Annotated in this window: 18 protein-coding genes; 9 read left to right on the top strand and 9 right to left on the bottom strand. The window is 65.8% G+C overall.

The window, feature by feature from the left end:
* Genes BN4346_RS43410 through BN4346_RS43420 form a run of 3 tightly spaced genes read left to right on the top strand, consistent with a single transcriptional unit; the run spans position 1 to position 1,967 of the window.
* Positions 1–1,275, top strand: coding sequence for a hypothetical protein (locus BN4346_RS43410; protein WP_067976354.1), 1,275 nt, complete (start codon positions 1–3; stop codon positions 1,273–1,275).
* Between the two features lie 28 nt (positions 1,276–1,303).
* Positions 1,304–1,552: a type II toxin-antitoxin system VapB family antitoxin gene (locus BN4346_RS43415; RefSeq protein WP_067976355.1), complete on the top strand. Its 249-nt coding sequence runs from the start codon at positions 1,304–1,306 to the stop codon at positions 1,550–1,552.
* Positions 1,539–1,967, top strand: a complete 429-nt coding sequence (locus BN4346_RS43420) for a type II toxin-antitoxin system VapC family toxin (RefSeq protein WP_067976358.1) — start codon at positions 1,539–1,541, stop codon at positions 1,965–1,967. The genes BN4346_RS43415 and BN4346_RS43420 overlap by 14 nt, the downstream gene beginning before the upstream one ends.
* Here the strand turns inward: BN4346_RS43420 and BN4346_RS48280 are convergent.
* A complete protein-coding gene (locus tag BN4346_RS48280; RefSeq protein WP_096867733.1) occupies positions 1,941–2,417 on the bottom strand; it encodes a hypothetical protein in 477 nt (158 codons plus the stop codon). The genes BN4346_RS43420 and BN4346_RS48280 overlap by 27 nt on opposite strands.
* Before the next feature lie 132 nt (positions 2,418–2,549).
* On the opposite strand from BN4346_RS48280, the gene BN4346_RS48285 reads away from it, so the two are divergent.
* The gene (locus BN4346_RS48285) at positions 2,550–2,981 is read left to right on the top strand and encodes a DinB family protein (protein WP_067976361.1); all 432 of its coding nucleotides are present in this window, start codon (positions 2,550–2,552) and stop codon (positions 2,979–2,981) included.
* Between the two features lie 57 nt (positions 2,982–3,038).
* Here BN4346_RS48285 and hsaB read toward each other — a convergent pair whose 3' ends face one another.
* From hsaB to hsaA, 3 genes are read right to left on the bottom strand one after another with little or no spacing between them, the layout of a single operon-like run.
* Positions 3,039–3,590: a 3-hydroxy-9,10-secoandrosta-1,3,5(10)-triene-9,17-dione monooxygenase reductase subunit gene (gene hsaB / locus BN4346_RS43435; RefSeq protein WP_208863320.1), complete on the bottom strand. Its 552-nt coding sequence runs from the start codon at positions 3,588–3,590 to the stop codon at positions 3,039–3,041.
* 20 nt (positions 3,591–3,610) lie between these two features.
* Positions 3,611–4,510 carry an iron-dependent extradiol dioxygenase HsaC gene (gene hsaC, locus BN4346_RS43440; RefSeq protein ID WP_067976364.1) on the bottom strand — a complete coding sequence of 300 codons (900 nt, stop codon included), beginning with the start codon at positions 4,508–4,510 and terminating at the stop codon, positions 3,611–3,613.
* 15 nt (positions 4,511–4,525) lie between these two features.
* Positions 4,526–5,716 (bottom strand): 3-hydroxy-9,10-secoandrosta-1,3,5(10)-triene-9,17-dione monooxygenase oxygenase subunit, encoded by a 1,191-nt coding sequence (gene hsaA / locus BN4346_RS43445; RefSeq protein ID WP_067976365.1) that lies wholly within the window; start codon positions 5,714–5,716, stop codon positions 4,526–4,528.
* A gap of 173 nt (positions 5,717–5,889) precedes the next feature.
* Here hsaA and BN4346_RS43450 point away from each other — a divergent pair, with 173 nt between their 5' ends.
* Both BN4346_RS43450 and BN4346_RS43455 read left to right on the top strand, forming a co-directional pair.
* Positions 5,890–6,978, top strand: a complete 1,089-nt coding sequence (locus BN4346_RS43450; protein WP_096867759.1) for a ferredoxin--NADP reductase — start codon at positions 5,890–5,892, stop codon at positions 6,976–6,978.
* A 23-nt stretch (positions 6,979–7,001) separates the two neighbouring features.
* Positions 7,002–7,559: a hypothetical protein gene (locus BN4346_RS43455; RefSeq protein ID WP_067976368.1), complete on the top strand. Its 558-nt coding sequence runs from the start codon at positions 7,002–7,004 to the stop codon at positions 7,557–7,559.
* Here BN4346_RS43455 and BN4346_RS43460 read toward each other — a convergent pair.
* From BN4346_RS43460 to glgX, 4 genes are all read right to left on the bottom strand, one after another.
* Positions 7,556–11,737: a bifunctional nitrate reductase/sulfite reductase flavoprotein subunit alpha gene (locus BN4346_RS43460; RefSeq protein ID WP_067976370.1), complete on the bottom strand. Its 4,182-nt coding sequence runs from the start codon at positions 11,735–11,737 to the stop codon at positions 7,556–7,558. The two genes, BN4346_RS43455 and BN4346_RS43460, sit on opposite strands and share 4 nt — an antisense overlap.
* Positions 11,738–11,907: 170 nt before the next feature.
* Positions 11,908–13,638, bottom strand: coding sequence for a malto-oligosyltrehalose trehalohydrolase (treZ, locus tag BN4346_RS43465; protein ID WP_067976372.1), 1,731 nt, complete (start codon positions 13,636–13,638; stop codon positions 11,908–11,910).
* Positions 13,631–15,937: a malto-oligosyltrehalose synthase gene (gene treY / locus BN4346_RS43470; protein WP_067976374.1), complete on the bottom strand. Its 2,307-nt coding sequence runs from the start codon at positions 15,935–15,937 to the stop codon at positions 13,631–13,633. The genes treZ and treY overlap by 8 nt, the downstream gene beginning before the upstream one ends.
* 3 nt (positions 15,938–15,940) lie before the next feature.
* On the bottom strand, positions 15,941–18,097 hold the full coding sequence (gene glgX / locus BN4346_RS43475; protein WP_067976376.1) for a glycogen debranching protein GlgX: 2,157 nt from the start codon (positions 18,095–18,097) through the stop codon (positions 15,941–15,943).
* A 135-nt stretch (positions 18,098–18,232) separates the two neighbouring features.
* Between glgX and malQ the strand changes: the two genes are divergently transcribed.
* The 3 genes from malQ to BN4346_RS43490 are packed head-to-tail and all read left to right on the top strand — an operon-like array spanning position 18,233 to position 23,451.
* Complete coding sequence (gene malQ / locus BN4346_RS43480) at positions 18,233–20,260, top strand: 4-alpha-glucanotransferase (RefSeq protein ID WP_067976425.1); 2,028 nt, start codon at positions 18,233–18,235, stop codon at positions 20,258–20,260.
* Positions 20,261–20,290: 30 nt separating this feature from the next.
* Positions 20,291–22,102, top strand: a complete 1,812-nt coding sequence (treS, locus tag BN4346_RS43485) for a maltose alpha-D-glucosyltransferase (RefSeq protein WP_067976377.1) — start codon at positions 20,291–20,293, stop codon at positions 22,100–22,102.
* Entirely contained in the window at positions 22,099–23,451 is a 1,353-nt protein-coding gene (locus BN4346_RS43490) for a maltokinase N-terminal cap-like domain-containing protein (protein ID WP_067976379.1), read from the top strand. Before treS ends, BN4346_RS43490 begins: the two co-directional genes overlap by 4 nt.
* Here BN4346_RS43490 and glgB read toward each other — a convergent pair.
* Entirely contained in the window at positions 23,448–25,637 is a 2,190-nt protein-coding gene (glgB, locus tag BN4346_RS43495) for a 1,4-alpha-glucan branching protein GlgB (protein ID WP_067976380.1), read from the bottom strand. The genes BN4346_RS43490 and glgB overlap by 4 nt on opposite strands.
* Between the last annotated feature and the right edge of the window lie 41 nt (positions 25,638–25,678).

The following is a 25,678-nucleotide window of genomic DNA, read 5'->3' on the forward strand; positions in this document are numbered from 1 at the left end:
ATGGCCCTGGTGATCAACGACCAGGAACGGGCCGCGCTGGCGCAGGCGGCCGGTTTCGGGCTGTTCGCCGCAATCACCGGACGCCGGTCGCGGCGGTTTCCAACCGGCGGCGCCATTCCGGCCGGTGCGCTGGCCTACACCAGCCGCCGTCCGGTCCAGCCGCTGTCCGAGGTCGAACGGGCGCTGCTGCTGTCGCTGATGGCCGGCGTCACGGGCTGGCATGACGGCATCGCACACCATCCTGGGTACGCCCCGGCGCTGCCGAACTACCCCGGCAGCGCCGTCGGGCGGGCCATGCCGTCGGCGGCCGGTTTTCACACCAGCCAGCTGTTCTTCACCGACGACACCGGCTGCTACCTGCTGCCCACCCGCGACCAGACGCCACGGGAGTTCGACAGCATCGAGGCGTGGATCGGCCATACCGCCGATTCTTATGTGCGACTGTCGGATTCCCGCCTGGAACTGCCCCGCGAAGAGCCCTATATGGAGGGCCACAACACCTGGATCGGCAACCATCCGGGCAGCCTGCTGGCATTCGCGGTGGCTGATCTGGCCGAACACCTACTGGAGAATCTGTGGTTCTTCGCGGCCAACGGGTATCCGATCACCGATGACATCACCGGCCGCGCCATCCCTGGCGTGCAAGCATTTTCGGGGTTGGCGCATGCCGACGACCCGATACCGCTGTCGTTCGTGGAGCAGTACACCCTGACCGAAGCCAGCGCCGAGTTGTCCATCGCTGCCCACAACGGGGCGCTGGGATTGCAGGCGATGGGCTTGGGCGGCTGGATCTTCGACGGCCTGGACCGGTTGTCGGTGCTGGGCGGCTCCGGTGACCCGCGGGCGCCCGGGTTGGGTTTCGTCGCCGACACCGATCCGCGTTGGCCGTTCCCGAATGTCACCGGGTTGCCCGGCCATTTCGAAACGCTCAGCCCGCCGCATGTCGCGTCGGTGGCTGACGGCGTACAGAAGCTGGTGGCCCGAAAGTTTGGCCCCGGCGGGCCATCTCACCCCGACACCCCGGGGCCGTGGGCCGATACCCGTCAGGTCCGTGCCTCAGCGCTGCCGCCGGACGGCATCGCCGAATTGGTCACGCTGCAGGCGTCCTACATCTACGACACCTTCGGGAAGCTGCCGGGCACCGTCCCGACCGTGCACGTGCTGATGTACCTGCAGGCCCAGCACCTGGACACCGATTTCTACGACGAGTTCTACTCCCCCGGTGCGTATCTGCGCACCCACGCCGAGCACCAGCGACGCTGGCACGCATCATGATGTACTCCACTGATGATATGGTGCGCACGTGCGTACCACAGTCAATATCGACGACCACCTTCTCGCTGAAGCGAAGGTTTTAGCTGCGAGGACGTCCAGGCCGCTCGGCGCGATCTTGGACGACGCATTGCGCGCCATGCTCCACCGCGACACCGGATCGAGGGCTGGCCAGGCATTCGAACTCCCGACGCACGGTCAAGGCGGCTTGCAACCCGGCGTCGACCTCGATGACAAGGATGCCCTCGCCGAATTGCTGGGCGACAATGCTGCTCCTTGACGTCAACGTCTGTGTCTACGCGATCCGCCAGGACAGCCCCGAACACGGCAGATACCGGCTATGGGTCAATGACGCGCTCAACGGCGACGAACCCGTCGGGATAAGCGACCTCGTACTTTCGGGCGTGATCCGAATCATCACCAACCATCGGATATTCAAACAACCCAGCACCACGCAGCAAGCGCTGGACTCTTGCCGAGCGCTTCGCTCAGGTCCGACCGCAGTCCCGCTACAACCGGGCACGCGACACTGGGAGATCTTCGACTCGCTGTGTCGACAAACGAGCGCAAAAGGCAACACCGTTCTCGACGCCTATCACGCTGCCTTGGCCATCGAGAACGGTGCAACCTGGATCACCACTGATCGTGGTTTCGCCCGCTTTCCCGGACTACGCTGGCGACACCCTTTGCACTGAACGAATTCCGGTATAGGCCAACGCAAGCCCGAGCAGCGCGAATTTCGTGAGCGCTGCCGTTCGAGCCCGTCGGGCGTTGGCGTCGAGATCCACCCCGTCGAGCGCCTTGAGCAGTGCAACCCCCTCGATGGCATCGCCCGCCACCGCGCCGATCGGCAGCAGTCGCAATGCTGCCGAGCCGCCATGGCGGCTGCGGGCAGGTTCGATCAGCAACAACACCACATAGCCGTAGGTCAGCATGTAGCCGAAATCCAGCCACAGCGACAAGCGCGCCCACCGACGGCCGTCAGCGCCCCAGGCGGTCAGGATCTCCTCAGCCCGGGTGGCATTGCCGGCCAGCTCGAACGCGATGATGCCCGGGCCACCCGTCTTGCGCATCCCCCGTTCGAACACCAACATCAAGACGCTGTAGCCGAGATACGCCAACGCCGACCAACCGAGTCGCCTCACCCTCTGCATGCTAGTGGCGATCTGTGCAAAGGTCTTTGGGTGCCCACTTACGAATGTGCGGAGTGCGGTTTCGGGTTCGCGGAAGATCCGCCCGCCCTCGTGACGAAATGCGGTTGCTTTCCCCTCCTGGTGATGGAAATCCTCGAGTCGGTCACCGATGAGCAGGTGCGACGTCGGCCGGCGACGGGAACCTGGGCTCCGATCGAATACGCGGCGCACGTCGCCGACGCAGTGGCTTGGTACACCCAGCGCGTCGAGCGGGTACTCCAGGAGGCCGCTCCGCGACTCGAGCCGTTCGACTTCGATGCCGCGGCCGAAGTCCAGGGGTACTGCCGCCGGAACATCGGCACGGTCACGACGGATGTTTCCAGGGCCTGCGCGGAGTTGGCAGATTTGGCAATGAGAGTGGGCCCGGTCGAATTACGTCGGTGCGGTCGCGGGAGCGACGGATCGCCGCGCAGTGTGGCGTCGCTGCTGGCCCGTGCTCACCACGAACTTGTGCATCATGAGCTGGACCTGCGGCGCGGAGTCGAACTGGCCCTTCCAACCCTCCCGCGAGAGTGAATCTCACGACACGACACGCCGGTGCGGCGTCGCCGAATTCACACTCGTGGCAAAGAATTACAGCCAGGTGTCGTCGGTGGTGGCGGTCAGGAACGCCTCCAGGTCGTCGCGCCAGTGCGCCGGAGTAGTCTTGTCCGGCTCGATGCCGGTGTAGTCGCCGCGATAGAACAGCAGCGGCCGCGGCTTCACCTCCGGGACATCCGACAGCGACTGCACCGCGCCGAACACCACGAAGTGGTCGCCGCCGTCGTGCACCGAGGCCACCGTGCAGTCGATGTGGGCCAGGGATCCGGCCAGGATCGGCGACCCCAGCGGGGACGGTTTCCAGTCCACGCCGCCGAACTTGTCCGGATCGCGAGAGCCGAAGCGGGCGCAGACGTCCTTCTGCTCCTCGGCCAGGATGTTGACGCAGAACTTCCCGCTGGACTCGATGGCCTGCCAGGACCGCGACTGCTTGGTCGGGCAGAACAGCACCAGCGGTGGGTCCAGCGACAGCGCGGCGAACGACTGGCAGGCAAAACCGACCGGAACGTCGTCATCGACGGTGGTGATGATGGTGATGCCGGTGCAGAACTGGCCCAGCACGTTGCGGAACGCACGCGGGTCGATCGGGAGTTCGTCAGTCACCGCTACTTCATACCCACGGTGAAGTCATGCCCCCACAGGCTGACCGCGGTGCTCTCCCGGGCCACCCAGTCATCGTCGTCGACCTCGAGACCCTCGCAGCCGAATTCGATCTGGAAACCGCTGGGCGCCTTCATGTAGAACGACAGCATCTTGTCGTTGACGTGCCGCCCCAGCGTGGCGGCCATCGGCACCTTGCGACGGTAGGCCCGATCCAGGCAGAGCCCGACATCGTCGGCGCTCTCCACTTCGACCATCAGATGCACGATTCCGGTCGGAGTCGGCATGGGCAGGAAGGCCAGGCTGTGGTGGCGCGGGTTGCAGCCGAAGAACCGCAGCCAGGCCGGGTCGCCGTCCGCGGGGCGACCGACCATCTGCGGGGGCAACCGCATCGAGTCACGCAGCCGGAAGCCGAGCACGTCGCGGTAGAAGTGCAGTGCCTCGGCGTCATCGGTGGTCGACAGCACCACGTGGCCCAGGCCCTGCTCTTCGGTGACGAACCGGTGCCCGTAGGGGCTGACCACCCGGCGATGCTGCAGCGCCACCCCCTGGAAGACCTCCAGGTGATTGCCCGACGGGTCGTCGAACGCGATCATCTCCTGGACGCTGCGCTCGGCCAACTCGGCCGCGGTGGCCTCCTTGTAGGGCGTGCCCTCGGCATCCAGACGCTGCCGAATCTCCTGCAAGCCTTCGGCATTGGCGCATTCCCAACCGGATACCAATAGCCGGTCGGTATCCCCGGGCACGATCACCAGCCGGGCGGGGAACTCGTCCATCCGCAGGTACAGCGCACCCTCGGTGGTACCGGATCCCTCGACCATGCCGAGGACCTTGCACCCGAAGTCCCGCCAGGCCGCCATGTCGGTGGCCTGGATCCGCAGGTAGCCCAATGACCGAATACTCATCGGTGATACCTCCGATCAGACCATGGTGTCGCCGGGCGGCAACCCGAACTCGTGGTTACCGAAGATCATGTATGCGCGCTCGGGGTCGTTGGCCGCGTGCACCCGACCCGCATGCGCGTCACGCCAGAACCGCTGCACCGGAGCGTCGTTGGACAGTGCGGTGGCGCCGGCCGCCTCGAACAGCCGGTCGATGGAGGCGATGGCCCGGCCGGTGGCCCGGACCTGGTCACGCCGGGCCCGGGCCCGCAGCTCGAACGGAATCTCCTGGCCGGCAGCCAGCAGCGCATACTCGTCGCCGACGTTGCCGATCAGCTGACGCCAGCCGGCGTCGATGTCACTGGCGGCCTCGGCGATCCGGACCTTGGCGAACGGGTCGTCCTTGGCCTTCTCCCCGGCGAACGCCGCGCGCACCCGCTTGCCCTGGTGCTCGACGTGAGCCTCGTAGGCGCCGTAGGCCATCCCCATGATCGGCGTCGAGATGGTGGTCGGGTGGATGGTGCCCCACGGCATCTTGTAGACCGGCGCGGTGTTGGTCTGGTAGCCGCCCGCGGTCTGGTCGTTCATGGCCCGATAGGACAAGAAGCGGTGCCGCGGCACGAAGGCGTCCTTGACCACGACGGTGTTGCTGCCGGTGCCGCGCAGGCCCACCACGTGCCAGACGTCGTCGATGCGGTAGTCGGAGATCGGGATCAGGAAGCTGCCGAAGTCGACCGGCTTGCCGTCCTTGATCACCGGACCTCCCAGGAACGCCCAGGTGGCGTGGTCACAGCCCGACGACCAGTTCCAGGAACCGTTGACGATGTAGCCGTCGGCGGTCTCGGTGACCACACCGGCGCCCATCGGCGCGTAGGACGAGGAGATCCGGACGTTGGTGTCCTCACCCCAGACGTCTTCCTGGGCCTGCTGGTCGAAGAGCGCCAGGTGCCAGTTGTGCACGCCGATGATGCCGGCGACCCAACCGGTGGAACCGCAGGCACTGGCCAGCCGGCGTACCGCCTCGTAGAAGATGGTCGGGTCGCACTGCAGGCCGCCCCACTGCTCGGGCTGCAGCAACCGGAAGAAACCGATGTCCTCGAGCGCCTTGACGTTGGCGTCGGGCAGCTTGCGCAGGTCTTCGGTCTCCTGGGCGCGCTCGCGCAACTGCGGCAGAAGGTCGTCGATGGCGGCCAACACCGACTGCGCGTCACGCTGTTGAATGGACGTCACTAGATTGCCTCCCAGAAGTGAACAGGTTCATCGGCGGTGTTTTCCAACCAGCCTAGAGTGAGATTAGAACACGTTCCGATTTGTGTCGAGCGGGGTGTTCCTGCAGCTGGTAGCAATCCCGGACCACTTTTCTGTAACCTGTTCTAGTTATGACCGAAGATGAAGGGCGGCCCGTGACGGAGACCATTCCGGACGAACCACTCGGTGCTCACGTGCTGGAACTGCAGATCACCGAAGTCGTCACCGAGACCGACGACGCACGGTCGCTGGTATTCGGCGTGCCGGACGGGCCGAATGATCCGGAGATCCCCGAGCAGCGGCTGAAGTACGCGCCGGGCCAGTTCCTGACGCTGCGAATCCCCAGCGATCAGACCGGCTCGGTGGCCCGCTGCTACTCGCTGTGCAGTTCGCCCTTCACCGACGACTCACTAGCGGTCACCGTCAAGCGGACCGCCGACGGCTACGCGTCGAACTGGCTCTGCGACAACGCCCACCCCGGCATGCGCATCCATGTGCTGGCGCCCTCGGGCACCTTCGTGCCCAAGTCCCTGGACACCGACTTTCTGCTGCTGGCCGCGGGCAGCGGGATCACCCCGATGATGGCGATCTGCAAGTCGGCGCTGTCACAGGGCAGTGGCAAGGTGGTCCTGGTCTACGCCAACCGTGATGAGCGGTCGGTGATCTTCGGCGCCGCGTTGCGCGAGCTGGTCGACAAGTACCCCGACCGGCTGACGGTGGTGCACTGGCTGGAGTCGGTGCAGGGCCTGCCGAGTCGCGCCGCGCTGGCCCAGCTGGCCGCCCCCTTCACCGACCGCCAGGTCTTCATCTGCGGCCCGGGCCCGTTCATGCAGGCCGCCCGCGAAGCCCTCGTCGCCTGCAACGTGCCGGCCGAGCAGGTCCACCTCGAGGTGTTCAAGTCGCTAGACAGCGATCCGTTCGCCGCGGTCAAGATCACCGACGCTCCCGAAGGCGAACAGGCCGCAGCGCCGGCCACGGTCGTCGTCGAGCTGGACGGCGAAAAGCACAAGCTGGTGTGGCCGCGGCACGTCAAGCTGCTTGACCTGCTGCTCGACAAGGGCCTCGATGCCCCGTTCTCCTGTCGGGAGGGGCACTGCGGCGCGTGCGCCTGCGAGCTCAAAAAGGGCAAGGTCACTATGGAGATCAACGACGTGCTGGAGCCCCAGGACCTCGCCGAGGGCCTGATCCTGGCCTGCCAGGCCCATCCCGAGACCGATTCGGTGGAAGTGACCTACGACGAGTGATTTCAGGGCTAGGTTGGTGCGCCATGAAGCGGTTGCTGATGATTCCGGCTGCCATGACGCTGTTGGGGGCGCTGATCCCGTCCGCGACCGCGTCGGCGGCCAGTGACACCAAGACCTCGTTGTTCCCGGTCAACGACGCCGACCAGCTGCAGACCCACAGCTGGGTGGACTGCAGCGCGCCGCCGCTGTGCCGGTTCACCGTCGGGGTGCAGCTGCAGACCCCCGGGGGCCTGACCGGCTTCCCGCCCGATCTGTGGGCTCGCCAGAGCACTGAGATCCGTTCGTCGAAGCGCACCGCCTATCTCGACGTGCACACCGACGGCGGTGAGGGCTGGTTCAAAGACCGCGGCGGTCCGAACACCAAGGTGTTCAAGGACGGTACCGGCGCGGTGATCCAGTCGATGTACTTCGGCGAGGGACCGCCGGAGAAATACCAGACCAACGGCAGCATCGACGTCCTGGAATACTCCACCGGCCGCCCCAAGACCGATGCCAACGTGATCGTCTGCACCCACGTGCAGGTGGTCTACAGCGGGGTCAACCTGACCACGCCGTCCACCTGCGCCCAGACCGTCTTCTAGTACACGTCGCGCTGGTAGCGACCGGCCGACGACAGCGCCCGCACATGAGCCTTCGCCGCGTCGGGGTCGAGGCCACCGTGCTGCTGCGCAATCGCCACGATGGTGGCCTCAACCTCCTTGGCCATGCGATGCGCGTCGCCGCAGACGTAGAGATGCGCGCCCTCTTGCAGCCAGCGCCACAACTCGGCGCCGCGCGCACGCATCCGATCCTGCACGTAGACCTTTTCCGCCTGGTCGCGGGAGAAGGCCAGGTCGAGTTCGGTCAGGAAGCCGTCGGCGTGCATCCCGGTGATCTCGTCGCGGTAGTAGAAGTCAGTAGCGGCATGTTGTTCCCCGAAGAACAGCCAGTTTCTGCCGGTGTGGCCGAGCGCGCGCCGCTCATGCAGGAAACCCCGAAACGGTGCGATCCCGGTTCCGGGACCGACCATGATCATCGGGACGTCCGGCTCGCTCGGCGGCCGGAAGTGGTTGGCCTTCTGCACGAAGATCCCCACCGCATCCTGCGCGGCGGCGTCGGCGAGATAGGTCGAGCAGACCCCGCGACGGGGGCGCCCCCGAAAGTCGTAGCGCACTGTTGAGACAGTCAGCTGGACTTCGCCAGGATCTTGTTTGGGACTCGATGAGATCGAATACAGCCGTGGCTGCAGAGGTTTGAGCACCGCGAGCCACTCGTCGGCAGATACCCGCACGGGAAACTCGGCCAGCAGGTCGATCTGGTGCCGGCCCCACGCCCAGTCGGCGAACTGGGCCTTGTTCTCCGGTTTGACCAGTTCGGCCAGCTCCGCGCTCTTGCTGCGTTCCGCGACGAAGCGCACCAGGTCCGGGTTGAGCCGGGCGATGGCGAACCGCTCCCGCAGTGCGTCACGCAGCGCCATCAGCTGTCCCTCAACGATTTCCACACCGTCATCGCCGTCCAGCCCGGTGGCGTGCAGCCATTCGTCGACCAGCCCGCGGTGGTGGCGCGGCCAGACGCCCAGGGCGTCGCCGGCCTGATAGTGCAGGGTGTTGTCGGGCAGCGCGAAGGCGAACTGCCGCACATCTTTCGCCGATCCCGGCCCGCTGAGCCTGGTGTTGCCGACCAGCGCCGTGATCAACGGGTTCTTTTTGCCGTAGGGCTGCGGCTCGGGGGTCAGCGGCGCTGCCGGCACCGCTGCCGGCACCGCTAGTGCCTCACCCGCGGGCACCGGCGCATGGACCAGAGCCGCACTGATCGCTTCCAGCCAGCCGCCCGCGGCCGCCCCGTAGTCGGGCTCGCAATCGACCCGGTCGACGATCCGGCGCGCACCGAGTTCGGCGAGTCGACCGTCGAGTTTGCGTCCGTGCCCGCAGAAGTCGTCGTAGTTGGAATCACCCAAGGCCAGTACGGCGTAGCGGGTGTCGGGCAACTGTGGTGCGCCGGGACCGTTCAGTGCCTCCCACAAAGCGCAGCCGTTGTCCGGCGGATCGCCGTCGCCGGTGGTGCTGGTGATCAGCAACAGCACCGGCGTACTGGTCAGGTCGGCCAGCGGGAAGTCGTCCATGCTGTACAGGGCGACGGGCAGACCGGTCTCGCCGAGTCTGGCCGCACACATTTGGGCCGCTTCTTCGGCGGTGCCGGTCTGCGACGCCCACAGCACGACGACCGGAGCGGGGCGCTCTGCGCCGTCCGCTGCCGGAGCCGGCGGCTGTGGGGTCGCCGGCGCCGGTTGCACGCCGGCCTCCGGTTGGGCGCTGCGCGAAAACAATCCGGCCAGCACACCGTCAACCCACATCCGGGCGTCGGAATCCAATGGGGCGCTGTGCGGCAGCGTCGGCACCCCGACAGCACCGCGGCCGGCCTCGGAACGCAGCGCCGTCACCAGTCCGCCCAAGTAGCGCCGCTGCGACGAATCGAATTGCGGCGCTTCGACATCTGCCGCGATTCCGAACAGTTCGGTGAGGGCGTCAACCTTCGACAAGTAGATCTTCTCCCCTTCCGGTGGCGCTTCGACCTCATGGGCGGCCTGGGTGACGACCTTGACCAAGGTGACCGCGCACGCCTTGTACTCGGGCTGTTGCGATGTCGGGTCGACAGCGTCATTGGTGACGGCGTTGATCGACAGGTATTCACCGAATACGTCGTTCCAGTGGAACGGCGCGAAACAGTTCCCCGGCCGCACCCGGTCGGTGACCACCGCCGGCAGCACGGCCCTGCCCCGGCGCGAGGCGATCTCCACCGGGTCGTTGTCGACGATGCCCAGCCGGACGGCGTCGTCGGGGTGGATCTCCACGAACGGGCCCGGGTTGAGCTTGTTGAGCTTGGCGACCTTTCCGGTCTTGGTCATGGTGTGCCATTGATGTGGGAGCCGTCCGGTGTTGAGCAGGAACGGATAGTCGTCATCGGGCATCTCGTCGGGCAGCAGATGTGGGCGGGCGAAGAAGACCGCGCGGCCGGACTCGGTCGCGAACGCCAACCGCGGCACGCTGCCATCCTCGCGAACCAGCGGCGTCTGGCTGGCCCCGTCGTTGAGGTAGCGGATCGGGTGGCGATCGTTGGTGCTCTCCGGTGGGCAGGGCCATTGGATCGGCGTCTGACGCAGCCGCTGGTAGGTGATACCCCGTAGGTCATAGCCGGTCTTGGGGTTGGCGAATCGTTTGATCTCTTCGAACACCTCCTCGGCGCTCGAGTAGTCGAATGCGTTGGCGTATCCCATTTCCGCGGCGATGCGGGCGATGATCTGCCAGTCCGGCAGCGATTGCCCGACCGGGTCGACCGCCTGCTGGAACAGCGTGAGATTGCGCTCGGAGTTAATCATCACCCCGTCGCACTCGGTCCACAGTGCCGCCGGCAACAGCACGTCGGCGTAGGCGTTGGTCTCGGTCTCGGCGAACGCATCCTGGGCGATCACCAACTCGGCCCGTTCCAGTCCTTCCAGCACCGTCTTCCGATTGGCCACGCTCGCAACCGGGTTGGTGCAGATGATCCAGCACGCCTTGATCTGGCCCTCGGCCATTCGTGAGAACATGTCGATGGTGCCGGCTCCCACCTCGGTGCGCAGCGAGCCGCGCGGGATACCCCAGATGTCCTCGACGAAATCCCGGTCGGCGGCGGAGACGACGCTGCGCTGGCCGGGCAGGCCCGGCCCCATGTAACCCATTTCCCGGCCGCCCATCGCATTGGGTTGACCGGTCAGCGAGAACGGCCCGCTGCCGGTCTTGCAGATGGCTCCGGTGGCCAGGTGCAGGTTGCAGATAGCGTTGGTGTTCCAGGTTCCATGGGTGCTCTGGTTGAGTCCCATTGTCCAGCAGCTCATCCAGTTGCCCGCCTGGCCGATCCACTCCGCGGCGGTGCGAATGTCTGCCTCCGGGATTCCGGTGAGCGCGGCCACCACCTCGGGCGTGAATTGTTCGAGGAAGCTGGGCATAATCTCCCAGCCCTGGGTGTGCTCGGCAATGAACTCGTCGTCGGTGTGGCCATTCGCGACGATCAGATGCAGCAGTCCGTTGAGCAGCGCCAGGTCGGTTCCGGGTGCTATCTGTAGAAACAGGTCGGCCTTCTCCGCGGTGGCACTACGGCGCGGATCGACGACGATCAGCTTGGCGCCGGCCTTGACGCGGTCCATCATCCGCAGGAACAGAATCGGGTGGCAGTCAGCCATATTCGCGCCGATCACGAAGAACACGTCGGCGTGGTCGAAATCCTGGTAGGAACCCGGCGGCCCGTCGGCGCCCAGGGACTGCTTGTAGCCGCTGCCCGCGCTGGCCATGCACAGCCGCGAATTGGATTCGATCTGATTGGTTCCGATGAAACCTTTGGCCAGCTTGTTCGTCAGGTACTGGGCCTCCAACGACATCTGGCCGGAGACGTAGAGCGCTACGGCGTCGGGTCCGTGCTGGTCGATGATCGCCCGCAGCCGGCTCGCGCAGTGGGTGATGGCTACATCGACGTCGGTGGGCTCGACGGGCTCGTCGCGTCCGGGCCGCATGAACGCCGACTCCATGCGTCCGGGTGCGGCGAGCAGATCGGCGGTGGTGGCGCCCTTGGTGCACAACCGGCCGAAGTTGGCCGGATGGTCCTTGTCACCGGTGGATTTGGCTACCCGGCGGCGCCCGGTGGCCGCATCGGTCTCGACCTGCAGCACCATGCCGCAGCCGACCCCGCAGTAGGCGCACAAGGTGGTAGCGGTCTCTGCACGTTGGGAGTCGTCTTGCGCGGGCATGGGAGGTCACCTCCTGCGGTTGCGGGCCTTGCCACCACCCTGCCGCCCGTAGGTTTCAAGATCATTTCGGGACCATTGCCACGCGTTGCGATATTCCTGCCGAGTTGCTGAACATGGGTGACCCCGACGTCAATCACGAAAAATTGTTGCGCGAATCACTCCTCGGCCAGTCAGGACTTCGGGGCTGGACGCAGCACCGCGAAGGAATGCCCTGGCAGGTCGGTGGTCTCGTTCCCGAACGTCGGCGATCCCCAAGCCAGTACCAGCTCGCCGTCGACCGGCACACGCACCGTGTCCTCGCTGAGATTGCAGACCAGCAGCAGCGGACCGCGACGCATGGCGATCCATCGGCGGTCCTCGTCGTAGTCGATCACGAGCTCGCTCAGCCAACGGCCGGCCGAATCGATCTCAGTGCGCAGTCCGATCAGCGCCTGATAGACCCGCAGCAGCCGTAGGTGACGTTGCTCGTCGAGCTCACCCCAGGCCAGCTTGGACCGGTAAAAGGTTTGCAGATCCTGCGGGTCGGGGATCTCGTCGGCGTTCCAGCCGTGCTCGGCGAACTCGGCCTTGCGGCCTTCGGCGGTGGCGCGTGCCACCTGCGGGTCCTCATGCGAAGTGAAGAATTGGAACGGCGTGCGGGCGCCCCATTCTTCTCCCATGAAAAGCATTGCGGTATAGGGCGACAGCAGTACCAGCGCGGCCTTTACCGCGAGCTGTCCGGCGGTCAGGTTCTGCGATGGGCGGTCCCCGAGTGCTCGGTTGCCGACCTGATCGTGGGTGCACGTGTAGGCCACTAGGCGGGTAGCCGGAATCTGCGAGATCGGCAGCGGCCGGCCGTGACGCCGGCGGCGAAACGACGAGTACGTAGCCGCATGGAAAAAGCCGTTACGCAACGTGGTCGCCAAGGTGGCCATGCCGCCGAAGTCGGCATAATAGCCTTGCCGCTCACCGGATACCGCGGTGTGGATGGCATGGTGGATGTCGTCATCCCATTGCGCGGTGATCCCGTAGCCGCCGTCTTCGCGACGGGTGATGGTCCGTGGATCGTTGCGATCACTCTCCGCGATGAGTGCCAGCGGACGGCCCAACTGTGCAGCAAGCGCATCGGTTTCGGCGGCCAGCTCCTCCAGAATATTGATCGCTGTAGTGTCCACCAGCGCGTGCACGGCATCCAGTCGTAGCCCGTCGACGTGGAACACGCGCATCCAGCGCAGTGCACAGTCGATGATGTAGCGGCGCACCTCATCGGAGTCTGGGCCATCGATATTGATGGCATCACCCCACGGGTTATGTGCTTGTGACAGGTACGGCCCGAAGCGGGGAAGGTAATTCCCGGACGGCCCGAGGTGGTTGAAGACGGCATCGATCAGGACTCCAAGGCCGCGGCCGTGGCAGGCATCGACAAAGCGCGCCAACCCATCCGGACCACCATAGGGCTCATGCACGGCGTACCACAGCACGCCGTCGTATCCCCAGCCGTGCGCACCGGAAAAGGCATTGACCGGCATCAGTTCCACGAAATCGACGCCCAGACCGACCAGGTGGTCCAGCTTTTCGATGGCGGAGTCGAATGTGCCGGCAGGCGTGAATGTTCCGACGTGCAGTTCGTAGATCACCGCACCTTCGACCGGTCTCCCCGCCCAGTCGTCGTCGGTCCAGGTCGTGCCCGCTTCATCCCACAGCGCCGAACGCGCGTGCACACCATCGGGCTGGCGGGCCGAGCGCGGATCCGGGAGCACCTGCGGGTCGTCGTCGAGCAGATACCCGTAGCGGGCATCGGGCGCCACGTCGAGCGTCGTGCGCCACCACCCACCATCCGAACGGACCATCGGGTGGGCCACCCCATCGACATCGACGCCGACGACCGCCGGTGTTGGTGCCCAGACGGCAAAGTCAGTCATCGACATGCTCCAGCAACGCAACCGGCAGTTCGGCGAACAACTCGGCGGCCCGCACCGATCCGCGGTGCCTGACGCCGGACAGCGCGTCGGCCCACCTTCCGGGTGGCAGCGCGACAACCGTATCGCGCCATCCGACGCCCTGCAGGCGCACCGTCCAACGGCTGACCGCCACCACGACGTCATCACCCCGGCGAAAAGCCACGACATGTTCGCCGGCAGGACCGGACGCCAGCACGGGCCGATAGCTGCCGTGCAGGAACGTCTCGGGACGTGCGCGTCGCATCTGCAACGCCGCCGCCACCACCCGCATTTTTCGGTGCTGCAAAGACTCCAGCGCCTCGCGCCGCGCGGCGTAGTCGACTGGCCGTCGGTTGTCCGGGTCGACCAAACTGTCGTCGTAGAGTTCAGTGCCCTGATAGACGTCCGGAATGCCGGGGATCGTCAAGGCCACCAGCTTCTGGCCGAGGATGTCACTTTCGATGTGGACAGCGAGTTCGGAAACGAACTCCGTCAGCTCCCGCGCGGTAGGCCCATCCAGTATGTCGTCGAGCCATCGGTGCAGGGCGCCCTCGAACTCTGCGTCGGGCTCATGCCACGATGTCCGCCGGCCCGCCTCGCGAACCGCCTTTTCGGCATAGGCGTGCAGGCGCTCGCGCAGTGCGGCACTCACCCGGCCGTCGAGTGGCCACACGCCGAAAATGTTCTGCCACAGGAAAAGCCCGGTAGCCAGATCGGGTGCAGGCGTCCTGGATTCCCAACGGGCGACGAACTCCGCCCACAGCGACGGCACCTGCGACAACACGCCGATGCGCGCCCGCACATCCTCCCCGCGCTTGGTGTCGTGGGTGGACAGTGTCGTCATGGCTTGCGGCCAGTGCCGAGCCCTGGTGGCGGCCCGGTGATGAAACTCAGCCGAACCCACCCCGAAATACTGCGGATCACCGCCGACTTCGTTGAGCGACACGAGCCTGGCATCCCGGTAGAACAGGCAGTCTTCGGTTGCCTTGGCGGTCACCGCTCCGCACAGCTGCTGCAGCCGCACTCCCACTTCCCGGGCTTCCCGGTCGTCGGCGATCGCGGCCGCGACAAGTGCCAGCGGATCGGCGAGTTCCGGCCGCTGCGCGTCAGTGCGCGCCAACGCAACCGGCAATATCGCCGCCAACCCGCGATAGTCGCTGCGATAGACACCTACCTGGCCGAGTAAGGCGGCGATGGCGTCGGCCAGCAGCGGGTGATCGGCGCCGGTCACGCTGACCACGCAACGACACAGCCTGGCCAGTTCGCTGCCCAGCGTCTCGGCAGCCGCGATCTCCTTCAGCTCGGCCAGCAGTATCGGCATCGCGCGGTAGTCAACGCCAGCGGTTTCGTATAACTCGGTCAGCGCCGGTGCACCGTTCGGGTCGATGAACAACCCGCCGATCTCCCGCAGGGCGTCGTAACCGGTGGTGCCGGCCACCGGCAGGCCGGGCTCGAGCGACTCGTCAACGGCCAGAACCTTTTCGACAATGATCCAAGCGTCAGGTCCGATCAGCGCGCGCAGCCATTGCAGATACCCCGGCGGATCCGAGAGTCCATCCGGGTGATCGACCCGCACGCCCTCGACAAGGCCCTCGTCGAACCAGCGGGACAGCTCGGCGTGCCAGGCGTCGAAGACCGCCCGATCCTCTTGACGCAGGCCGGCCAACGACGTGATCGAGAAGAAGCGGCGGTATCCGCAGCTGCCGTTGCGCCAGCCGACCAGCCGATAGTGCTGGCGATCGTGCACTTGCGCGCCGCTGCCCGCACCGGTCCCTGGCGCGATCGGAAACACCAGATCTCCCAGACGCAGTGACTCACCGTCGAGCGCCAGATCGGCGACGTCGTCGTCAGAACCCAGTACCGGCAGAATGATTCGACCGGCATCGAGGTCCCAATCGATGTCGAAGAAGGCGGCGTAGCGCGAGGATCGGCCGTGCTTCAGCAGGTCCCACCACCACGGATTCTGCTCCGGCCTTTGCACCCCGACATGATTGGGCACGATGTCGATGATCAGACCGATCCCGCGGGCACGAGCAGCCGCCGACAGCCGCGCCAAACCCTGCGCGCCGCCCAGTTCGGCGGAGACCGTAGTCGGATCGACGACGTCGTAACCGTGCGTCGATCCGAGCACCGCGGTCATGATTGGCGACAGGTAAAGGTGCGAAATCCCCAGTGCAGCAAAATAGTCGACTAGTTTCTCGACGTCGGCGAAGGTGAACGCGAAACCGCTTTCTGCACCCCGCAGCTGTAACCGGTAAGTGGACAGCACCGGGCGGGCCATACGTCAGCGCACTTTCCGCAGGACGAGCAGCGAACGCCCAGGGACTGGCAGCGCTCCTCCGGGCTGCACCGCCTGCTCAGCCCGGGATGCCGGCTCCGCAGTGTCCAATTCGACGGTCCATTCCTCCGCGTAATCCTTGCCGGGAACGGCGAACTCGACCGCCTCCTCGTGCGCATTGAAGCACAGCAGGAACGAGTCATCCACCACCCGCTGGCCGCGCATGTCCGGCTCGCGAATCGCCTCACCGTTGAGGAAGACCGTGATGCACTTGTCGAAGCCGCTGTCCCAATCGTCTTGGCTCATCTCCTGACCGGCGGGGGTGAACCACGCGATGTCGCCGATCTCGTCGTCGTGGCGTACCGGGCGGCCCTCGAAGAACCGGCGACGACGAAATACCGGATGCTCTTTGCGAAGCTGCGTCACCTGGCGGGCGAAGGCCAGCAGATCGGCGTTCGCGTCGACCAGCGACCAATCCATCCAGGCAAGTTCGGAGTCCTGACAGTAGGCGTTGTTGTTGCCCCGCTGCGTGCGTCCCAGTTCGTCGCCGTGCGCGATCATCGGTGTGCCTTGGGACAGCAGCAGAGTGGCCAGGATATTGCGCATCTGGCGCGCCCGTAGTTTCTGGACTTCCGGATCGTCGGTGGGGCCTTCGACGCCGCAGTTCCACGATCGGTTGTGGCTCTCGCCGTCGGAGTTGTCGTCGCCGTTGGCCTCGTTGTGCTTTTCGTTGTAGGAGACCAGGTCACACAATGTGAACCCGTCGTGAGCGACCACGAAGTTGATGCTGGCGCCCGGCCGTCGGCCGGTGGCCTCGTACAGGTCGGACGAGCCGGTGAGCCGGGAGGCGAACTCCCCCAACGTCTCCGGTTCGCCGCGCCAATAGTCGCGCACGGTGTCGCGGTACTTGCCATTCCATTCGGTCCACAGCCCGGGAAAATTGCCGACTTGATAACCGCCTTCCCCGACGTCCCACGGCTCGGCGATCAGCTTGACCTGGCTGACCACCGGGTCCTGCTGGATCAGATCGAAGAAAGCCGAAAGGCGGTCCACATCATAGAATTCGCGGGCCAAGGTCGATGCCAGGTCGAAGCGGAACCCGTCGACGTGCATCTCGGTCACCCAATACCGCAGGGAGTCCATGATCAGCTGCAACGAATGCGGATTGCGCGCATTGAGGCTGTTTCCCGTGCCGGTGTAATCCATATACCTGCTTCGGTCATCGTCGACGAGCCGGTAGTAGGCGGCATTATCGATTCCGCGGAAGCTGATGGTCGGGCCTAGATGGTTGCCCTCGGCGGTGTGGTTGTAAACCACGTCGAGTATCACCTCGATACCGGCTTCGTGGAAGGCGCGCACCATGGTCTTGAATTCCGCGACCGCCGCCCCCGGCTGACGACTCGCCGCGTATTGGCTGTGCGGGGCAAAGAACCCGAAAGTGTTGTAACCCCAATAGTTCCGCAGGCCCATTCGAAGCAAGCGGTCGTCGTGCATGAATTGGTGCACCGGCATCAGCTCGACGGCCGTCACGTTGAGCGCAGCCAGGTGGTCGATGACGGCCGGGTGAGCCAACCCGGCATAGGTGCCGCGCAGTTCCTCGGGGATATCCGGATGCGTTTGCGTCATGCCCTTGACGTGGGTCTCGTAGATGATCGTCTCGTTGTACGGGATCCTCGGTGGCCGATCGGTTGCCCAGTCGAAATACGGGTTGATCACCACGCTGGTCATGGTGTGCCCGAGCGAGTCGACCCTCGGCAGCGTTTCGGCCAGCGGCGGGTCGTCTCCGGCTGCCATGTCATAGGAGAACAGCGCTTGATCGAAGTTGAACTCGCCGGTGAATGCCCGGCCATACGGGTCCAGCAACAATTTGCTGGAATCACAGCGATGTCCGGCCGGCGGGTCGAACGGCCCGTGCACCCGAAAGCCGTAGTTCTGTCCCGGCGACACGGTCGGTAGGTAGGCGTGCCAGACGTAGCCGTCCACCTCGTCGAGCGGGACGCAGGTCTGGTCACCCTCGTCGTCGATCAGGCACAGATCGACCCGCTCCGCGATCTCCGAGAACAGGGCGAAGTTGGTTCCGCCACCGTCGTAGTGAGCCCCGAGCGGGGCGCTGTTGCCCGGCCAGACGGTGTGCGGCGGGTTCTCGGCTGGCGTAGTGCCCATACTCACCCAATCTCGTCAGGACTTTCGATACTTCGATGCTGCTGCGCCGGCCGGGTTGTGGCTACCCGCCTGCCGGGCGGTCAAACTATCGACGTCTACGACACTACGGATGCGGTCGCGGTGGCGGCTGTTGAAATGCCCCCCGGGCGGGGTATAGACGTTGGTGTGGTGCCTGATGACCTACGCCGGCTGGCGACAGCACACCGCGTGGCCACGGCCTACCGCAACGAGCGGCGCGAGTTGGTGCAGGTGGACCCCGACGTCGTGGTCCGGGTTCTTCGGCTGCTCGATGTCGAGGCCGGCACCGAAGCCTCCCGTCGTCATGAGTTGGTCCGACTGGACGAACGCGAGCGTGCGGGCGTTTCACCTCCGACATCCGCCGTGCGGCTAACCGGGCGTCCCCATCCGTTTCCCGGGGCCGTCGCACTGGTGAGCGAGGACGGCGAGCGCACGGCGGTACGCGACGAACTACCCGCCGAGCTGTCGCCGGGCTGGTATCAAGTTGAGCTGCGCAATGGCCAGGCGGTCACGCTGGTAGCGGCCCCGGCCCGGGTGCCGCAGGCGCCGGCCGCGTGGGGATGGATGCTGCAGCTGTATGCGCTGCGGTCCGCACGATCCTGGGGAATCGGCGACCTGTCAGACCTACGGGCTTGGGTCACCTGGACGGCCGCCAAGCACGGTGCCGGGGCGGTGCTACTCAATCCGCTGCATGCGCCGGGGCCGACGCATCCGGTGCAGCCCTCCCCGTATACGCCGTCGAGCCGGCGGTTCGCCAACCCGCTGGCACTGTGCGTCGTTGACCTCGCCGCCTACCATCGCGCCGATCCGGACACCCGAGCGGAGGTCGACGCGCTGCGGGTCGCCGCGGACACCGCACGAATCGACTACGACCTGGTCTGGGCGGCCAAACGCGCAGCCCTGGAGTTGCTCTGGCGGGCTGAAGGGCGCCCCTGCCCGCTCGACCAGGCACCGGAGACCCGGGCGCTGCGTGACTGGGCGACCTACTGCGCGCTGGCCGAACGCCATGGCGGTCGGTGGTCCAGTTGGCCGGCGCCGCTGCACGACGCAACCGGGGCCGCGGTGGCAGCCGAGCGGCGGGAGCTCGCGCCCAGGGTCACGTTTCATGCCTGGGTGCAGCAGCGCTGCACCGAGCAGCTGCTGGCGGTGCAGGCCGCCGCCAAAGACTCGGGCATGGCGCTGGGCGTGCTGCACGACCTGGCAGTCGGCGTCGACCGCGATGGCGCCGATGCCTGGGCCCTGGCCGACGTGCTGGCCGGTGCAGCCAGCGTCGGTGCGCCCCCGGATACCTTCAGCCCTCGCGGGCAGGACTGGTGTCTACCGCCCTGGCGGCCGGACCGCTTGGCGGACACCGGCTACCGCCCGGTGCGCGACATGCTGCGGGCCGTACTGGCCCACGCGGACGGTGTGCGCATCGATCACGTCGCCGGCTTGTGGCGGCTGTGGTGGATCCCGCCTGGCGAGAGCCCCGATCGCGGCACCTACGTCCACTACGACGCCGACGTCATGCTCGCGGTGCTGGCGCTGGAGGCGCATCGCGCCAACGCTGTCGTCATCGGGGAGGATCTGGGAACCGTCGAACCGGAAGTCACCCGTGCACTGGCCGACAACGACATGTTGGGCTGCGCGGTCTCCTGGTTCACCCGGGATGAATCAGCCCCCGGTCAGCCGTTGCTACCGCCGGCGAAGTGGCCCTCGCGGGTGGCAGCCAGCATTTCCACCCACGACCTGCCCACCGCGGCCGGATTCTTCCGCGCCGAACATGTGCGGGCACGCGCCGAACGGGGTCTGCTCAACGACGTGGCGGGCGCGCAGGCCGCCGCCGAGCAGGAACGGGCCGAGTGGCTCGCGCTGCTGCGTTCCGAAGGGTTTCTTGAGCAGGACGACATAACCCCGGACGAGCCGCGAATCATCTACGCCATGCACCGCTTTCTGGCGGCCACCCCAAGCCGGCTGAAACTCCTCTCCCCCTACGACGTGCTGGCCGAGCCTCGTCAACCCAACCTGCCCGGCACCGTCGATCAATATCCGAACTGGCGGCTACCGCTGTCGGAGCCGCTTGAGCAGTTGCAGACCGATCCGAGGATCGCCCGCATCGCCGCGTTGTTCTCGCACGATCAAGGTGACCAAACGTCCACCAGGTAATCACGACCGGAATGGGGTACATGTCGAGATATGACCATCGACGCTAACGACGAATTTGGTCAGGACCTAGCGGACCCCGCAGCGGGTAGCCATGTCGAGGACGGCATCGTCGAGCACCCGAACGCGGACGACTTCGGCGATGCCGCGGCCCTGCCCGCGGATCCCGTCTGGTTCAAGCGTGCGGTGTTCTACGAGGTGCTGGTCCGAGCGTTCTACGACTCCAACGGGGACGGCATCGGGGACCTGCGGGGCCTGACCGAGCGGCTGGACTACCTGCAGTGGCTCGGTGTCGACTGCCTGTGGCTGCCGCCGTTCTACGACTCGCCGTTGCGCGACGGCGGCTACGACATCCGGGACTTCTACAAGGTCTTACCGGAGTTCGGGACGGTCGATGATTTCGTCGAGCTGCTCGACGCTGCGCATCGGCGCGGCATCCGGGTCATCACCGACCTGGTGATGAACCACACTTCCGACAGCCACCCCTGGTTTCAGCAGTCGCGGCAGGACCCCGACGGCCCGTACGGCGACTACTACGTGTGGAGTGACACCAGCGAACGGTACGCCGATGCCCGGATCATCTTCGTCGACACCGAGGAGTCCAACTGGACATTCGACGCGGTGCGTAAGCAGTTCTATTGGCACCGATTCTTCTCCCACCAGCCGGACCTGAACTATGACAACCCCGCGGTGCAGGAGGCCATGATCGACGTGCTGCGGTTCTGGCTGAACCTCGGCATCGACGGGTTTCGCTTGGACGCGGTGCCGTACCTGTTCGAGAGAGAGGGAACCAACTGCGAAAACCTGCCCGAGACACATGATTTCCTGAAGCGCTGCCGCAAGGTGGTCGACGACGAGTTCCCCGGTGCGGTATTGCTGGCCGAGGCCAATCAATGGCCCACAGACGTGGTCGAATATTTCGGCAACCCCGACAGCGGCGGCGATGAATGCCACATGGCATTCCACTTTCCGCTGATGCCACGCATTTTCATGGCGGTGCGCCGCGAGTCACGTTTCCCGATTTCGGAGATCATGGCGCAAACGCCACCGATCCCCGATCTGGCGCAATGGGGAATCTTCCTGCGCAACCACGACGAGTTGACCTTGGAGATGGTCACCGACGACGAGCGCGACTACATGTACGCCGAATACGCGAAAGATCCGCGAATGAAGGCGAATGTGGGCATCCGGCGTCGGCTGGCCCCGCTGCTGGACAAGGACCGCAACCAGATCCAACTGTTCACCGCCCTGCTGCTGTCACTTCCCGGCTCCCCGATCCTCTACTACGGTGACGAGATAGGAATGGGCGACATCATCTGGCTGGGCGACCGCGACGCGGTGCGCACCCCGATGCAATGGACACCGGACCGCAACGCCGGCTTCTCCACCGCGAACCCCGGCCGGCTTTATCTGCCGCCCATTCAAGACGCGGTCTACGGCCATCAATCGGTCAATGTCGAATCGCAACGCGACACCTCGACGTCGTTGCTCAACTGGACTCGCACCATGCTCGCCATTCGACGCCGGTATGAGGCCTTCGCTCTCGGCGGGTTCCGCGAACTGGGCGGGTCGAATCCGTCGGTGCTGGCGTACGTGCGAGAGATCTCCGGCGGCAATGAGCGCGTCCAAGCGGACACGGTCTTATGCGTGAACAACCTGTCCCGGTTTCCACAGCCGATCGAACTGAATCTGCAGCACTGGGACGGCCACACGCCGGTGGAACTCACCGGTTCCGTGGAGTTTCCGCGAATCGGAAAGCTCCCGTACCTACTCACGCTGCCCGGGCACGGCTTCTACTGGTTCCAGCTGTGCGAGCCACGCGAGCCGAAGGAGGAGATGTCATGACTGCTGGCACCGCTGAACCAGCGGGTCTGCCGTGGGCGGAATGGCTACCGACCCGACGCTGGTATGCGGGGCGGAATCGGCAACTGGCGAAGGCAGATCCCTTCTTGGTGGTGGAGTTGGGGGGCGAGCAGCAGCTGGTGCTGATCGACGTCGGATACACCGACGGCACCGCCGATCGCTATCAGGTGATAGTCAGCTGGGACGTGGACCTGGCACCGGAGTACGCCCAGATCGCGATGATCGGAACCCATGGTGGCCATACCGCCTACGACGCTCTGTATGACGCCGCGGCAACCCGATTCTTGTTGTCACTGATCGATTCGTCGGCCCAGCGCGGCGACGTCACGTTCACACCGGAGCCAGGGGTGTCGCTGCCGGTTCGGGCCGATTCGCGCGTGTCGGAAGCCGAGCAGAGCAACACCAGCGTCATCGTCGAGGAAGAAGTGGTCCTCAAGGTGTTCCGGCGAATCAGAGCGGGGATCAATCCGGACATCGAGCTCAACGCAGCGCTGGGCCGGGCGGCCAATCCGCACGTGCCGCGACTGTTGGGCTCGTACCAGATCGAGCTACCGGGCGACTCGGGCCCACTGCCCTATGCGTTGGGCATGGTCAGCGAATACGCGATGAACTCCGCCGACGGCTGGGCGATGGCGACCGCGAGTGTGCGCGACCTGTTCGCCGAAGCCGATCTGTACGCCTATGAAGTGGGCGGCGACTTTGCCGGTGAGTCATATCGACTCGGCGAGGCGGTCGCATCGGTGCATCGGGCCCTTGCCGACGGCTTGGGGACTTCGCAGTCGGTCTTCCCGGCCGAGGTACTGCTGTCGCGATTGGCGGCGACCGCGGACACGGTGCCCGAGGTACGCCCCCACCTGGCCGCTATCGAAAAGCGATTCACCGCGCTGGCCGGTCAGGCCATCACGGTGCAACGAGTCCACGGCGACCTACATCTGGGCCAGGTGCTGCGCACCCCGAACGGGTGGCTGCTGATCGACTTCGAAGGCGAGCCCGGCTCGCCGTTGTCGGAGCGTCGGAGGCCGGACTCGCCGCTGCGCGATGTCGCCGGTGTGCTGCGGTCCTACGAGTACGCCGCGTACGGGAAACTGGCCGACCTGTCGCGCGATGGCCACGACCGGCAACTGGCCACCCGGGCCCGCGAATGGCTGGACCGCTGTCGCAGCGCCTTCTGTGATGGCTATGGGGCGGAGTCTGGCACCGACCCGCGTGATTTCGCAGCACTGCTGGCCGCCTACGAAGTGGACAAGGCGGTCTATGAGGCCGGCTACGAGGCCCGGCACCGGCCCGCCTGGTTGCCGATTCCGCTGCGGGCGCTGAGTCGGCTCAGCTAGCGGCGATCGCGCGCTGGTTCCAGCCACAACGCCGACAGTGGGGGCAACACCAGGACCGCGGAGGCCGGGCGGCCGTGTCGAGGCTCGTCGACCGCGTCCACGCCACCGAGGTTGCCGGCGCCGCCACCGTGGTAATCGACGGCGTCGGTGTTGAGTATCTCGTGCCACCGGCCCGCGAACGGCAGGCCGAGGTGGTAGTCGGTGTGCGCCACACCGGAGAAGTTGAACACCGCCGCCAGCACTGAACCGTCCGTCGCGTGGCGTAGGAAGCTCAGCACATTGTCGGTGGAGTCGTTGGCATCGATCCAGGAATAGCCGTTGGGGTTGAAGTCTTCACTCCACAGCGCGGGACGGCTGCGGTAGACGGCATTGAGATCGCGTGCCAGGCGCTGTATTCCGGCGGAAAAGCCGGACTCGGCGAGTTGTGGATCGAGCTGGAACCAGTCCAATCCGCGTTCCTGCGACCATTCGGCGCGCTGGCCGAATTCCTGGCCCATGAACAGCAGCTGCTTGCCGGGGTGTGCCCACTGATAGGCCAGCAGGCTGCGCACGCCGGCCGCCTTGGCATGGTCGTCGCCGGGCATACGGCTCCACAGCGTGCCCTTGCCGTGCACCACTTCGTCGTGACTGATCGGCAGCACGAAATTCTCGCTGTAGGCGTAGAGCATCGAGAAGGTCATCTCGTGGTGATGGTAGGAGCGGTGCACCGGATCGTGACCGAGATAGGCGAGCGTGTCGTGCATCCAGCCCATGTTCCACTTCATCGAAAAACCTAGTCCGCCAAGGCTGGTCGGCCTCGACACCCCGGGCCACGAGGTCGATTCTTCGGCGATGGTGACGATACCGGGCGCCGACTTGTGTGCGGTGGCATTCATCTCCTGCAGGAACTGCACCGCCTCCAGGTTCTCTCGACCACCGTGAACGTTGGGCGTCCAGCCGCCCTCGGGCCGCGAATAGTCCAGGTAGAGCATCGAGGCCACGGCGTCCACCCGTAGCCCGTCGATGTGGAACTCCAGCAGCCAGTACAGCGCATTGGCCACCAAGAAGTTGCGTACTTCAGGACGGCCGAAGTCGAACACATAGGTTCCCCAGTCGAGTTGCTCCCCGCGACGCGGATCGGCGTGCTCGTAAAGCGCGGTGCCGTCGAACCGGCCCAATGCCCAAGCATCTTTCGGAAAGTGCGCGGGCACCCAGTCCACAATGACGCCGATGCCCGCGCGGTGCAGCGCATCGACCAAGGCACGGAAGTCGTCGGGCGTGCCGAAGCGCGCGGTCGGCGCGTAGTACGAGGTGACCTGATAGCCCCATGATCCACCGAACGGGTGCTCGGCGACCGGCAGCAGTTCGACGTGGGTGAACCCTTGCTCCACAACGTAGTCCGTCAACTCGGCGGCAAGCTGGCGGTAGCTGCGCCCGGGCCGCCAGGAGCCGAGGTGCACCTCGTAGATGCTCATCGCTTCGAACGCGGGATTTGCGCTGGCCCGCCGACTCATCCAGTCGCCGTCACCCCAGGTGTAGCGACTTGTGGTGACGCGTGAGGCGGTGCGCGGCGGAGTTTCGGCGGCGAACGCCATCGGGTCGGCCCGCTCGGTGACGACATCGTCTGCGCCGTGAACCCGAAACTTGTACAGACCGTCGATCGGAAATCCCGGCCAGAACAGTTCCCATACCCCGGAAGAGCCGAGCGCCCGCATGGGCGCCCCTATGCCGTCCCAGCCGGTGACGTCACTGATCAATCCCACTCCCTTGGCGTTGGGCGCCCACACCGCGAACGACACACCCGTCACCGACCCGTCCGGGGTGGTGAACGTGCGTGGATGAGCGCCTAGGACCTCCCACAGCCGTTCGTGTCGCCCCTCGCCGAACAGGTGCAGATCGATCTCGCCCAGCGTCGGCAGAAAGCGATACCCGTCGGCCACCACCTGCGGTTCGGCGGCGCCGGGATACTCGATCTGCAGCCGATAGTCGACCAGATCGGCGAACGGCAGCGTCGCCGCGAACAGCCCGTCGCCGAGGTCTTGCATCGGGACCCGGTCCTCGCCCACCAGAACCGCCACAGCGCGTGCGCCCGGGCGCAGCGTTCGGATCACGGTGCGTTTACCGTTGTCGTGGGCTCCGAGGATCGCATGCGGGTCGTAATGCACACCGGCTATCAGGCGGTCGATGTCCGCGATTCGGCTAGGCACCCAGGACTCCGTTCGTCGGCGGCGATTCCGACAGTGGGGTA

The sequence above is a fragment of the Mycolicibacter icosiumassiliensis genome, from assembly GCF_900078685.2.
Classification (GTDB): Bacteria; Actinomycetota; Actinomycetes; order Mycobacteriales; family Mycobacteriaceae; genus Mycobacterium; species Mycobacterium icosiumassiliensis.